Raw genomic sequence first — 12,680 nt, 5'->3', positions numbered from 1 at the left:
AACAACGGTGTCAAGGTCGTGCCGTCGTACCTGCTGCCCGTCGAGACGGTCTACAAGGACGACATCCAGAAGTCCCTGATCGACTCGGGCTACTGGACGGCTGACGAGGTCAAGGCCGGCCAGGCCAAGTGACCGGAGTGCGGGCCCGGTGAACCCACCCTGCGGGGGCACCGGGCCCGCACCCACCCCTACGCACGTACGACCCCTGACCGCGAAGGAGGGCGGATGACCGACGTGCTGCTGGAGATGCGTGGCATCACCAAGACGTTCCCTGGTGTGAAGGCGCTCGAGGACGTCACGATCACCGTCCGGCGTGGCGAGATCCACGCGATCTGCGGCGAGAACGGCGCGGGCAAGTCGACCCTGATGAAGGTGCTCTCCGGGGTCTACCCGCACGGCTCCTACACCGGCGAGATCGTCTTCGACGGCCAGCCGGTGCGGTTCGGCGGCATCCGCGACAGCGAGGCCCAGGGCGTCGTCATCATCCACCAGGAACTGGCGCTGGTGCCCTACCTGTCGATCGCGGAGAACATCTTCCTCGGCAACGAGAAGCGCGGCCGCGGCGGTCTGATCGACTGGAACCTGGCCAACGCCGAGGCCGCCAAGCTGCTCGCCGAGGTCGGCCTCGACGAGAACCCGGTCGCGCCGGTGATCACGCTCGGCGTCGGCAAGCAGCAGCTCGTCGAGATCGCCAAGGCACTGTCCAAAGAGGTCAAGCTGCTCATCCTGGACGAGCCGACCGCCGCGCTCAACGACGTCGACTCGGCCCACCTGCTCGACCTGCTGCGCCGCCTGCGCGACCGCGGCATCACCTGCATCATGATCTCGCACAAGCTCAACGAGATCACCGCGATCGCCGACTCGACGACGGTCATCCGCGACGGCCGCACCGTCGAGACGATCGAGATGAAGTCGAAGGACGCGGCCCTCGATACTCCGTCGCAGAACGCGACACAGGCCCGGATCATCCGCGGCATGGTCGGTCGCGACATCGACAGCTTCTACCCCGACCGCGAGTCGACGCCGGGCGAGGAGGTCCTCCGGATCGAGGACTGGACCGTCTGGCACCCGACCCAGGACCGCAAGGTCGTCGACGGCGCCGCGCTCAACGTGCGCGCCGGCGAGGTGGTCGGCATCGCGGGACTGATGGGCGCCGGCCGCACCGAGCTCGCGATGAGCGTCTTCGGCCGCTCGTACGGTCGCGACATCAGTGGCAGGATCTTCATGCGCGGCAAGGAGGTACGCGCCCGCACGGTCGCCGAGGCGATCGGCAACGGCATCGCGTACGCCACCGAGGACCGCAAGCGCTACGGCCTCAACCTGATCGCCGACGTCTGCCGCAACATCTCCGCCGCCGCTCTGGGCAAGCTGTCCCGCGGTGGCTGGGTCAACGGCAACGAGGAGGTCAAGGTCGCCGAGCAGAGCCGGCGCGACATGAACATCAAGACCTCGACCGTGATGGCGACCGTCGGCACGCTCTCGGGCGGCAACCAGCAGAAGGTCGTGCTGTCGAAGTGGTTGTTCGCCGACCCCGACGTGCTGATCCTGGACGAGCCGACCCGGGGCATCGACGTCGGTGCCAAGTTCGAGATCTACACGATCATCAACAAGCTGGTGGCCCAGGGCAAGGCGGTCATCGTCATCTCGTCCGAGCTGCCCGAGCTGCTCGGCATGTGTGACCGCGTCTACACCCTCTCGGCCGGCCGCATCACCGGGGAGCTCCCGGTGCGCGAGGCCACCCAGGAAAGCCTCATGGCGCTCATGACCAAGGAGAAGGAGCTCGCCGGATGACCGCCACCAAGCCCCCCGAGACGCAGGAGTCCGGTGGCGCGTCCGCCGCCGCCCTGCACACCGGGACCAGCGACCCGCGTACGCTGCTCATGCGCAACCTGCGGCAGAGCGGCATCTACGTCGCCTTCGTCGTCATCGTGGGCCTGTTCGCGATCCTGACCGACGGCGTCTCGCTGAGCCCGGGCAACATCACGAACATCGTCCTGCAGTACTCGTACATCCTCGTCCTGGCCATCGGCATGGTCATCCTGATCATCGGTGGCCACATCGACCTCTCGGTCGGCTCGGTGGTGGCGCTGACGGGCGCCGTCTCCGCGGTCCTCGTGATCCAGCAGGGCCTGCCCTGGTGGGTCGGCGTCGTCGCCGCGCTGGCGGTCGGCCTCGCGGTCGGTGCCTGGCACGGCTTCTGGGTCGCGTACATCGGGATGCCCGCGTTCATCGTGACGCTCGCCGGCATGCTGCTCTTCCGCGGCCTGACGCTGCAGGTGCTCGACAACATCTCGCTCTCGCCGTTCCCGGCCGAATATCAGAAGGTCGCCAACGGCTTCCTCAACGGCCTCATCGGCGGGCAGGGCTACGACGCGTTCACGCTGCTGATCGGCGGCATCGCCGTGGCCGGCTTCGCGATCAGCGGCTACCGCACCCGGACCGCCCGCATCAACTACCAGCAGTCGGTCGAGTCGTTCCCGCTGTTCGTGCTGCGGGTCCTGCTGGTCGGCGCGGTCGTCATGTACTTCGCCTGGCAGCTCGCCCACGCCCGCGGCCTGCCGATCGTGCTGATCATCCTCGCGGTGCTGGTGCTCATCTACGGCATGGTCACCCGTCGCACGGTGTTCGGCCGGCAGGTGTACGCGATCGGCGGCAACCTGTCCGCGGCGCAGCTCTCCGGCGTCAAGGTCAAGCAGGTCAACTTCTGGATGTTCGTCAACATGGGCTTCCTCGCGGGCCTGGCGGGCGTCATCTACTCGTCGCGCTCCAACGGCGCCCAGCCGGCGGCCGGCAACATGTTCGAGCTCGACGCGATCGCGGCGGCGTTCATCGGCGGCGCGGCCGTCGCGGGCGGCGTCGGCACCGTGGTCGGCGCGATGGTCGGTGGTCTGATCATGGCCGTGATGAGCAACGGCATGCAGCTCATGGGCATCGACCAGTCCGTGCAGTCCGTCATCAAGGGCCTGGTGCTGCTGTTCGCCGTCGCGTTCGACATCTACAACAAGCGCCGCGTCGGCAACCGCTGAGCCCACGATGGACACTCCCACCGCGGACGCCGCGCCGACCCGGCCGCTGGCCATGTCGGACGTCGCCGCCCGCGCGGGCGTGTCGCACCAGACCGTGTCGCGGGTGATCAACGAGCACCCCAACGTGGCCGTGGCCACCCGCGCACGGGTCCTGGCGGCGATCGAGGAGCTCGGGTACCGCCCCAACGGGGCGGCCCGGGCCCTGGCCACCGGCTCCACCCGGACCATCGGCCTCGTCACCGGCAACATCAGCCAGTACGGCCCGGCCCAGACGATGGTCGGGCTCGAGCGGGCCGCCCGGGAGGCGGGCTACTTCCTCTCGGTGTCGGTGCTCGACGACTTCGGCGCCCGCTCGATCACGGAGGCGATCGACCGGCTGGCCGCGCAGTCACTCGACGCGATCATCGCGCTGAGCACCTACGACGACGCGGTGCGGGCGCTGCGCCAGGTGCAGACCCCGGTGCCGCTGATCACGGTGCGGGCCACGGCCGACGGGCTCGGGCCGGCGGTCTGGGTCGACCAGGAGGCGGGCGCCGCGCTGGCCACCCGGCACCTGCTCGACCTCGGCCACCACACCGTGCACCACGTCAGCGGGCCGGCCGGGTCGATCGAGGCCGCGCTGCGCGAACGGCGCTGGCGGGCCGAGCTCGAAGCGGCCGGGGCGCCGCTGCCGTCGGTGCTGCACGGCGACTGGTGGCCGGCCTCCGGGCACGCCGCCGGCCGCGAGCTGGTCGCCCGCCGGCGCGGTGGTGAGCGGGTGACGGCGGTGTTCGTCGCCAACGACCAGATGGCCTTCGGGCTGCTCAACGCGTTCCACGAGGCGGGCCTGCGGGTGCCCGAGGACGTCAGCGTCGTGGGGTTCGACAACGTGCCCGAGGCGCCGTACTCGATCCCGCCGCTGACCACGATCCGGCAGGACTTCGTCGAGCTGGGCCGGCGGGGCATGCAGCTCGTGCTCGGGCTGCTCGGCGGTGAACAGGCGCGGCCGCGACCGGTCGCGCCGCAGTTGCTGGTGCGGGGAACCACCGCGCCGCCAGCTCGCGGCGGGGGCCGCGGGGAAGGGTGAGCATGACGTACGTCGTTGGGGTCGATTTCGGCACGCTGTCGGGCCGGGCGGTGGTCGTCCGGGTGTCCGACGGTGCCGAGCTGGGCAGCGCGGTCCACGCCTACGAGCACGCCGTCGTCGAGGACCGGCTGCCCGCGACCGGCGCGAAGCTCCCGCCCGACTGGGCGCTGCAGATGCCGGGCGACTGGCTCGCGGTGCTGCGCACGGCGGTGCCGGCGGCCGTGGCAGCCAGCGGCGTCGACCCGGCCGAGGTGATCGGCATCGGCACCGACTTCACCGCCTGCACGGTGCTGCCGACGCTGGCCGACGGGACGCCACTGTCCGCACTGGACGAGTGGCGCGAGCGGCCACACGCGTACCCGAAGCTCTGGAAGCATCATTCGGCGCAGCCGCATGCCGACCGCATCAACGAGTTGGCCGCTCTCCGGGGTGAGACCTGGCTGGCGCGCTACGGCGGCCGGATCTCCAGTGAGTGGGAGTTCGCCAAGGCGCTGCAGGTGCTCGAGGAAGATCCCGAGGTGTACGCGGCGACGGAGCGGTGGGTCGAGGCGGCCGACTGGATCGTCTGGCAGCTCTGCGGTCGCTACCTGCGCAACGCCTGCACGGCCGGCTACAAGGGCATCTACCAGGACGGTTCCTATCCGTCGCCGGAATATCTGGCCGCGCTCAACCCCGGCTTCGCGTCGTTCGTGACCGACAAGCTGGAGCACGAGATCGGCCAGCTCGGCGCTTTGGCCGGCGGGCTGTCCGCCGAGGCCGCTTCGTGGACCGGGCTGCCCGAGGGCATCGCCGTGTGTGTGGGCAATGTGGACGCGCACGTCACGGCGCCCGCCGCCCAGGCGACCCAGCCCGGCCAGATGCTGATGGTGATGGGCACCTCGACCTGCCACGTGATGAACAGCGACACGCTGGGCGAGGTGCCCGGCATGTGCGGTGTCGTCGACGGCGGGATCGTGCCGGGCCTGTACGGCTACGAGGCGGGCCAGAGCGGCGTCGGCGACATCTTCGCCTGGCACGTCGACAACTTCGTGCCGCCGTCCTATGTGGAAGAGGCGACCCGGCGGGGCGTCACCGTGCACGACTACCTGACCTCGCTCGCGGCCGAGCAGGCGGTCGGGCAGCACGGTCTCGTCGCGCTCGACTGGCACGGCGGCAACCGCTCGGTGCTGGTCGACCACGAGCTGTCCGGCGTGCTCGTCGGCACGACGCTGGCGACCCGGGCCGAGGACGTCTACCGCGCGCTGCTGGAGGCGACCGCGTTCGGCACCCGGACGATCGTCGAGGCGTTCGAGCGCAACGGCGTCGCCGTCGCCGAGCTCGTCGTCGCCGGTGGGCTGCTGCGCAACGCGTTCCTGATGCAGATGTACGCCGACGTCTGCCGCCGCCCGCTGTCGGTGATCGGCTCGGAGCAGGGCCCGGCCCTGGGCTCCGCCATCCACGCCGCGGTGGCCGCCGGGGCGTACCCGGACGTGCACGCCGCCGCGGCCGCGATGGGCAAGGTGCGCCGCGCGGTGTACGTGCCGGACGAGGAGCGGGCCGCCGCCTACGACGCGCTGTTCGCGGAGTACACGCTGCTGCACGACCACTTCGGCCGCGGTGGCAACGACGTGCTGCACCGGCTGCGCGACATCCGCCGCACCGCGGTGACCGGCTCGACGTCGAAGGAGGACGCGTGACCATTCCCACCCAGCGTGGTCTGCACCAGGAGCGGCGCGCCCACGTGGCCGCCCTGCACGGAGAGCTCGTCCGCTACGCGCTCGTCGCCTGGACCTCCGGCAACGTCTCCGAGCGGGTGCCGGGCGAGGACCTGTTCGTCATCAAGGGCAGCGGCGTCTCGTACGACGAGCTGGACTGGGCCGGCATCACCGTGTGCGACCTGGACGGCAACGTCGTCGACGGCGTCCGCAAGCCGTCCAGCGACACCGCCGCGCACGCGTACGTCTACCGGCACATGCCTGCCGTGAACGGTGTCGTGCACACGCACAGCCCGTACGCCACCGCCTGGTCCGCCCGCGGCGAGGCGATCCCCTGCGTGATCACGGCGATGGCCGACGAGTTCGGCGGCCCGATCCCGGTCGGCCCGTTCGCCCTGATCGGCGACGACTCGATCGGGCAGGGCATCGTCGCGACGCTGGCCGGCCAGCGCTCGCCGGCCGTGCTGATGCGCAACCACGGTGTCTTCACCATCGGCGACAGCGCCCGGTCGGCCGTCAAGGCGGCCGTGATGTGCGAGGACGTGGCCCGCACGGTGCACCTCTCCCGGCAGCTGGGCGAGCCGATCCCGATCGAGCAGGCCGCGATCGACTCGCTCTACGAGCGGTACCAGAACGTCTACGGGCAGCGCTGAAAGGACACATCGTGATCGACGACCCCTATGCCGGCAAGGAAGTGTGGTTCCTGACCGGCAGCCAGGGCCTGTACGGCGAGGACACGCTCGCGCAGGTGGCCGAACAGTCCCAGCGGGTGGCCGCCGCGCTCGCCACCTCCTCGGCGGTGCCGGTCCGGGTGATCTGGCAGCCGGTGCTGACCAGCTCCGACGCCATTCGAGAGGTGATCGGCCGCGTCAACTCGACGCCGTCGGTCGTCGGTGTGATCACCTGGATGCACACGTTCTCGCCGGCCAAGATGTGGATCGCGGGCCTGGACGCGCTGCGCAAGCCGCTGCTGCACCTGCACACCCAGGCCGACGCCGCCCTGCCGTGGGCGACGATCGACATGGACTTCATGAACCTCAACCAGGCGGCGCATGGCGACCGGGAGTTCGGGTTCGCGCTGACCCGGTTGCGGGTGCCGCGGACCACGGTGGCGGGCCACGTCAGCGACCCGGCGGTGGCGGCGCGGATCGGCTCGTGGGCGCGGGCGGCGACGGGTGTGGCCGAGGCGCGCTCGCTTCGACTGGCCCGGTTCGGCGACAACATGCGCGACGTCGCGGTGACCGAGGGCGACAAGGTCGAGGCCCAGCTCCGGGTCGGCGTCTCGGTCTCGACGTGGGGCGTCAACGACCTGGTGTCGGTCGTGGACGGTGTGTCGGACGCGTCGATCGACGCGTTGGTGTCGGAATATCTGGACCTCTACGCGCTGGCGGACGACCTGCGGCCCGGCGGTGACCGGCACGAGAGCGTGCGCTACCAGGCGCGGATCGAGGCGGGCCTGCGGGAGTTCCTGGCTACGGGCGGGATGCGGGCGTTCACCACGAACTTCGAGGACCTGGGCGGGCTGCGCCAGCTCCCCGGCCTCGCGGTGCAGCGGCTGATGGCCGACGGCTACGGCTTCGGCGGCGAGGGCGACTGGAAGACCTCGGCGCTGCTGCGGGTCCTGAAGGTGGTCGGCCACGGCCTGCCCGGTGGCACGTCCTTCATGGAGGACTACACCTACCATTTGGCTTCGGACACCCCGAAGATCCTCGGCGCGCACATGCTCGAGGTCTGCCCGACGATCGCCGGTGAGCAGCCGCGAGTGGAGGTGCACCCGCTCGGCATCGGCGGCCGCGCGGATCCGGCGCGGCTGGTCTTCAACGCCACCACCGGCCCCGGCGTGGTGGTCGGCTGGTCGGACCTGGGCGACCGGTTCCGCTGGGTGGCCAACGACATCGACCTGGTCGAGCCGGACGAGCCGCTGCCGAACCTGCCGGTGGCCCGGGCGGTCTGGACCCCGCGCCCCGACTTCTCGACGGCGACGGAGGGCTGGCTGACGGCGGGCGGCCCGCACCACACGGTGCTCTCGACCGCGGTGACGGCCGACGAGGTCGGCGTCATCGCCGAGCACCTGGGCATCGAACTGGTCCACATCGACGCCGACACGACCCGCCGCGGCCTGGCCAAGGAGCTGCGCTGGAGCGCGGCGTACCACCGGTTGGCACAGGGGATCTGACACCGCACGCGGCCGGGACGAAGCGTCGTCCCGGCCGCGTCCGCGCTCAGGCCACCGCGGTCGAGCGGCTGAGCTGCTCCCACGCGGTGACCTCGGCCAGCAGCGCCTCGTGGTGCGCGCGTAGGCCGTCGACCGCGTCGCCGCCGAGCAGCAGCCGCAGCGGCGGGTGGGGGCTGTCCACCGCCGTCAGGATGGCCGCCGCGCCCTTGACCGGGTCGTTGGGCTCCGCGTCGGTCAGGTCCACCGTGAGCTGACGGGTGGCCCCCGCGGTGTCGCGGTAGGCGGCCAGCTCCCGGGTCACGTGCTTGTTGTCGTTGAACGCCGTACGGAAGGCGCCGGGCTCGACGATCAGCACGTGGACGCCGTGCGGGGCGACCTCCGCGGCGAGCGTCTCGGAGAAGCCCTCCAGCGCCCACTTGGCCGCGTGGTAGGCGCCGAAAGCCGGGTAGGTCTTCCGCCCGCCGAGCGAGCTCATCTGCACGATCGTCCCGCTGCCCTGCGCCCGCATGAGTGGCACGACCGCCTTGGTGACCTCGGCGGCGCCGAAGAAGACGACCTCGAGCTGCTGGCGCAGCTCGGCCATCGTGAACTCCTCGACCGCGCCCAGCACCAGCGAGCCGGCGTTGTTGACCAGGACGTCGATCCGGCCGTACGCGTCGAGGGTCTCGGTTACCGCGGTCCGGATCGAGTCCGGGTCGGTGACGTCCAATGTGGTCGCCCGGATGCCGTCGTGCCGGGTGAGCGGGGTCAGGGTCTCGGGCCGGCGGGCCGTGGCCATGACGCGGTCGCCGGCGGCGGCCGCCGCGAGGGCCAGCTCACGGCCGAAGCCGGAGGAACATCCGGTGATCAACCAAACTCTGTTCTGCATGTGACCGATCCTGCGGTCGACGGGTTCGCGACGGCCAACACCGGTTACCTGGCGTAGCGGTAGGTTCAGGCTGTGACCCCAGATCTTCGGCAGTTCCGGTACTTCGTGGCCGTCGCCGAGGAGTCCTCCTTCACCCGGGCCGCCGGCCGGTTGATGATCACGCAGCAGTCGTTGTCGCAGCAGATCAACGCGCTGGAACGGATTCTCGGTGCGAAACTGTTCGACCGTGACAGCCGGGGCACCAGGCTGACCGCTACCGGGACATTGTTCCTGCCCGAGGCGCGGGCCGTGCTGGCCCGGGCCGACGACGCCGTCGCCGTCGTCCGGCGCGCCGTGCGCGGCGAGAGCGGCGAGTTGCGCCTGGCGTTCCTCGCCAGCACCGCCAACCACCTGCTGCCACCCGTGGTCCGGGCCGTCCGGGAGCGGCTGCCCGACCTGCGGGTCAGCACCGCCGAGACCGCGATCGCGCGGCTGGTCGAGGGCGTCCGGGACGGCGACTTCGATGTCGCGTTCACCCGGCCGCCGCTGGTGTCCGGGCTGGCCGAGCGGACGATCGCCACCGAGCAGGTCTGCGCCGTGCTGCCGGCCGGGCACCCGCTGGCGGGCCGGGCCTCGCTGGACCTGGCCGACCTCGCGGGGGAGCGGTGGGTGATGACGCCGCGCGACTCGTGGGAGCCGTGGCACCGGGCGTTCGACGAGAGCTTCCGGCGGGCCGGGTTCACGCCGGACGTCGTCGCGTCGGACGCGAGCGTGCAGGGGCTGCTCGGCCTGGTCGCCGCCGGCGTCGGCATCACCCGGCTGGGTGCGTCGGCGCACAGCCTGCGCCGTACCGGCGTGGTCTTCGTGCCCCTGGCCGGCGAGGTCATGCCGACCGAGATGGTCTGGCGGCGCGACAACACCTCGCCCGCGCTGCGCCGCCTCGTCGACGTGGTCGCGGACCTGGCCGGCGCCACGGACCTCACTGCCGCGGGCTGACTGTTGCCTTGACGTCGGTGGCAAGGTCTAGCGTCGGGTTCATGCTGATCGGGGAGCTGGCCGAGCGGGCCGGTACGAGTGCCCGGGCGCTGCGGTACTACGAGACGCACGGGCTGTTGCGGGCCGGGCGGTCGGCCAACGGCTACCGGGTCTACGACGACGCCGAGCTGCGGGTCGTGCGGGAGATCCGGGCGCTGCTGGCCGTCGGGTTCGGGCTCGACGACATCCGGCCCTTCGTCGACTGCCTGCGGGCCGGGCATCCGTCCGGGGACGTGTGTCCGGACTCGGTGGCCGTGCTGCGGCGGAAGATCGCCGAGGTGGACGCCGGCATCGAGCGGATGCGTGAGGTGCGCGAGCGGCTCCGGGGTCAGCTGACCATCGCCATCGAGAGCCGGGAGAGCACATGCTCCAGCAGGATCTGCTAGTCACCGTCACCGACGAGAGCTTCGCGACCGCGGTGCTCGCGTCGCCGACGCCGATCGTGGTCGACGTCTGGGCGGAGTGGTGCCCGCCCTGCCACGCCATCTCCCGCAGCCTCGCCGAGCTCGCCGAGGAACTGGACGGGAAGATGGTCGTGGCCACGCTGGACGCCGACGAGAATCCCGCGACCTGCCGGGTGTACCAGGTGCGGTCCTTGCCTACGCTCCTGATCTTCCGTGGTGGCGAGCTCGTCAGCGCCACCGTCGGCGCGCGGCCCAAGTCGGCGTTGCGCACCCTGCTCACCGAGCATCTGTAAATCGGTTGCCGGCCCCCACCGCGGGCTGGTGAGCTGGAACCCGAGACCACGAGAGGAGATCCCCGAGATGCGTGCAGCTCGCGTGTTCGTTCCGTCGGCCCGTTCCGCCTTCGCGAAGGACATCGCCCTTGCGCACGCTCAATCTCGGGATCCTCGCCCACGTCGACGCCGGTAAGACCAGCCTCACCGAGCGGCTCCTGCACGCCGCCGGGGTGATCGACGAGGTCGGCAGCGTCGACGCCGGCACCACCCGGACCGACGCGCTCGACCTCGAACGGCAGCGCGGCATCACCATCAGGTCCGCGGTGGTGTCGTTCCCGATCGACGATCTCACCGTCAACCTGATCGACACGCCCGGCCACCCCGACTTCATCGCCGAGGTGGAGCGGGTGCTCGCCGTCCTCGACGGCGCGGTCCTCGTCGTCTCCGCCGTCGAGGGCGTCCAGCCGCAGACCCGGGTGCTGACCCGCGCCCTGCGCCGGCTGGGCGTCCCGCTGCTGGTCTTCCTCAACAAGGTCGACCGCCGCGGCGCCCGGCCGGACGCCCTGCTCGGCGACCTCGGCGCGCGGCTCGGCCTCACGCCGCAGCCGATGAACGCGCCGGGCACCGCTTTCACCCGGGGCGAGGCCGGCCTCGCTGACCTGCTCGCGCACAGGTCCGAGGCGGTCCTCGCCGCGTTCGTCCGGGACGGCGGCGTCGCGCCGGACGTGCTCCGCGCCGAGCTCGCGGCCCAGACCGCCGCGACCTGGGTGCATCCCGTGTACGCCGGCTCCGCGGTCACGGGCGCCGGCGTACCCGAGCTGATGGCCGGCATCCGCGACCTGCTGCCGGCGGCGGGCGGCGACCCGGCGGCCGCGCCGTCCGGGACCGTCTTCAAGGTCGACCGTGGCCCGGCCGGGGAGAAGCTGGCCTACGTCCGGATGTTCGACGGCACCCTCGCCGTCCGCGACCGCCTTCCCGCCGGCCGCGTCACCGGGATCGACGTGTTCGAGGACGGCGCGCGGGTGACCCGGCCGTCCGTCGAGGCGGGCCGGATCGCCGTGCTCCGCGGCCTGGCCGCGGTGCGGATCGGTGACGACATCGGCGTGCCCCGGCACGGCGCCGGCCGCCAGTTCGCCCCGCCCTCGCTGGAGACCGTCGTAGTGCCGGACAGCCCGGCGCACGGCGGCGCCCTGCACGCGGCGCTGGCCGAGCTCGCCGAGCAGGACCCGCTGATCAACCTGCGCCGCGACGACCTGCGCGACGAGACCTCCGTCTCGCTCTACGGCGAGGTCCAGAAGGAGGTCATCCAGGCGACCCTGGCCGACGCGTACGGGCTGGCGGTCAGCTTCCGCGAGTCCACCACCATCTGCGTGGAACGGGTGCTGGGCACGGGGGCCGCGTACGAGCTGAAGCACGAGGCGCCGTTCCTGGCCACCGTCGGGTTGCGCGTCGCGCCCGCCCCCGAGGGTGCCGGCGTCACGTTCCGGCTCGGTGTCGAGCTGGGCTCCATGCCGCCGGCGTTCTTCGCGGCCGTCGAGGAGACGGTGCACGAGGTGCTGCGCGCGGGCCCGCACGGCTGGCAGGTGATCGACTGCGTGGTGACGATGACGCACGCGGGCTACTACGCCCGGCAGAGCCACGCGCACGGCACGTTCGACAAGAGCATGTCGAGTACGGCCGGCGACTTCCGCAACCTCACGCCGCTGGTGCTGATGGCCGCGCTCCGGCAGGCCCGTACGGTCGTGCACGAGCCCGTGCACCGCTTCCGCCTCGACCTGCCCGCCGACCTGCTCGGCCCGGTCCTGCCGGCGCTGGGCAGGCTCGGCGTGCTGCCGACCGCCACCACCGCGCACGGCGGCACGGCGGTGGTCGAGGGCGATCTGCCGGCCGCCCGCGTCCACGAGGTGGAGACGAGGCTGCCGTCCCTGACCCGCGGCGAGGGTGTGCTGGAGAGCGCCTTCGACCACTACCGCCCGGCACCGTGCCCGTGGCCGGAACGGCCGCGCACCGACCACAACCCGCTGGACCGGCGTGAGTACCTGCTGCACGTGCAGCGGCGGGTCTGAGCGCGGGCGGGCCGCGACCGACGCGCGGTCGCGGCCCGGCTCGGGGTGCCTCAGCCCCGCCACTCCTCGATCGTCTCCACGGCGCGGCGGG

At 71.8% G+C, this 12,680-nt stretch carries 11 protein-coding genes; 10 read left to right on the top strand and 1 reads right to left on the bottom strand.

What is annotated here, in order from left to right; genetic code table 11:
• Nucleotides 1-225 precede the first annotated feature (225 nt).
• Genes mmsA through araA form a run of 6 tightly spaced genes read left to right on the top strand, consistent with a single transcriptional unit; the run spans nt 226 to nt 7,962 of the window.
• On the top strand, nt 226-1,791 hold the full coding sequence (gene mmsA / locus Asi02nite_RS39675; protein WP_203719208.1) for a multiple monosaccharide ABC transporter ATP-binding protein: 1,566 nt from the start codon (nt 226-228) through the stop codon (nt 1,789-1,791).
• Nucleotides 1,788-3,026 carry a multiple monosaccharide ABC transporter permease gene (mmsB, locus tag Asi02nite_RS39670; protein ID WP_203719207.1) on the top strand — a complete coding sequence of 413 codons (1,239 nt, stop codon included), beginning with the start codon at nt 1,788-1,790 and terminating at the stop codon, nt 3,024-3,026. The genes mmsA and mmsB overlap by 4 nt, the downstream gene beginning before the upstream one ends.
• A gap of 7 nt (nt 3,027-3,033) precedes the next feature.
• Nucleotides 3,034-4,092 carry a LacI family DNA-binding transcriptional regulator gene (locus Asi02nite_RS39665; protein WP_239127667.1) on the top strand — a complete coding sequence of 353 codons (1,059 nt, stop codon included), beginning with the start codon at nt 3,034-3,036 and terminating at the stop codon, nt 4,090-4,092.
• A 2-nt stretch (nt 4,093-4,094) separates the two neighbouring features.
• The gene (araB, locus tag Asi02nite_RS39660; protein ID WP_203719206.1) at nt 4,095-5,768 is read left to right on the top strand and encodes a ribulokinase; all 1,674 of its coding nucleotides are present in this window, start codon (nt 4,095-4,097) and stop codon (nt 5,766-5,768) included.
• Nucleotides 5,765-6,439, top strand: coding sequence for an L-ribulose-5-phosphate 4-epimerase (locus tag Asi02nite_RS39655; RefSeq protein WP_239127665.1), 675 nt, complete (start codon nt 5,765-5,767; stop codon nt 6,437-6,439). Before araB ends, Asi02nite_RS39655 begins: the two co-directional genes overlap by 4 nt.
• Before the next feature lie 14 nt (nt 6,440-6,453).
• On the top strand, nt 6,454-7,962 hold the full coding sequence (araA, locus tag Asi02nite_RS39650; protein WP_373312437.1) for an L-arabinose isomerase: 1,509 nt from the start codon (nt 6,454-6,456) through the stop codon (nt 7,960-7,962).
• Between the two features lie 46 nt (nt 7,963-8,008).
• Here araA and Asi02nite_RS39645 read toward each other — a convergent pair whose 3' ends face one another.
• The gene (locus Asi02nite_RS39645; protein WP_203719204.1) at nt 8,009-8,830 is read right to left on the bottom strand and encodes an SDR family NAD(P)-dependent oxidoreductase; all 822 of its coding nucleotides are present in this window, start codon (nt 8,828-8,830) and stop codon (nt 8,009-8,011) included.
• A gap of 72 nt (nt 8,831-8,902) precedes the next feature.
• Here Asi02nite_RS39645 and Asi02nite_RS39640 point away from each other — a divergent pair, with 72 nt between their 5' ends.
• The 4 genes from Asi02nite_RS39640 (at nt 8,903) to Asi02nite_RS39625 (ending at nt 12,589) form a co-directional block, all read left to right on the top strand.
• A complete protein-coding gene (locus tag Asi02nite_RS39640) occupies nt 8,903-9,805 on the top strand; it encodes a LysR family transcriptional regulator (protein WP_203719203.1) in 903 nt (300 codons plus the stop codon).
• A 41-nt stretch (nt 9,806-9,846) separates the two neighbouring features.
• Nucleotides 9,847-10,230: a MerR family transcriptional regulator gene (locus Asi02nite_RS39635; RefSeq protein WP_203719202.1), complete on the top strand. Its 384-nt coding sequence runs from the start codon at nt 9,847-9,849 to the stop codon at nt 10,228-10,230.
• On the top strand, nt 10,209-10,541 hold the full coding sequence (locus tag Asi02nite_RS39630; RefSeq protein ID WP_203719201.1) for a thioredoxin family protein: 333 nt from the start codon (nt 10,209-10,211) through the stop codon (nt 10,539-10,541). The genes Asi02nite_RS39635 and Asi02nite_RS39630 overlap by 22 nt, the downstream gene beginning before the upstream one ends.
• A 128-nt stretch (nt 10,542-10,669) precedes the next feature.
• Nucleotides 10,670-12,589: an elongation factor G gene (locus tag Asi02nite_RS39625; RefSeq protein ID WP_203719200.1), complete on the top strand. Its 1,920-nt coding sequence runs from the start codon at nt 10,670-10,672 to the stop codon at nt 12,587-12,589.
• Nucleotides 12,590-12,680: the final 91 nt, after the last annotated feature.

Source organism: Asanoa siamensis (assembly GCF_016862555.1).
GTDB lineage: Bacteria > Actinomycetota > Actinomycetes > Mycobacteriales > Micromonosporaceae > Asanoa > Asanoa siamensis.
The sequence above is the reverse complement of the archived record's forward strand: the minus strand, read 5'-3'. Positions and strand labels throughout refer to the sequence as shown.

Excerpts from the sequence above, each read along its gene's own strand:
- mmsB (WP_203719207.1), top strand. The coding sequence starts at position 1,788 with ATGACCGCCACCAAGCCCCCCGAGACGCAGGAGTCCGGTGGCGCGTCC.
- araB (WP_203719206.1), top strand. The coding sequence starts at position 4,095 with ATGACGTACGTCGTTGGGGTCGATTTCGGCACGCTGTCGGGCCGGGCG.
- Asi02nite_RS39635 (WP_203719202.1), top strand. The coding sequence starts at position 9,847 with ATGCTGATCGGGGAGCTGGCCGAGCGGGCCGGTACGAGTGCCCGGGCG.
- mmsA (WP_203719208.1), top strand. The coding sequence starts at position 226 with ATGACCGACGTGCTGCTGGAGATGCGTGGCATCACCAAGACGTTCCCT.
- Asi02nite_RS39665 (WP_239127667.1), top strand. The coding sequence starts at position 3,034 with ATGGACACTCCCACCGCGGACGCCGCGCCGACCCGGCCGCTGGCCATG.
- Asi02nite_RS39645 (WP_203719204.1), bottom strand. The coding sequence starts at position 8,830 with ATGCAGAACAGAGTTTGGTTGATCACCGGATGTTCCTCCGGCTTCGGC.
- Asi02nite_RS39630 (WP_203719201.1), top strand. The coding sequence starts at position 10,209 with ATGCTCCAGCAGGATCTGCTAGTCACCGTCACCGACGAGAGCTTCGCG.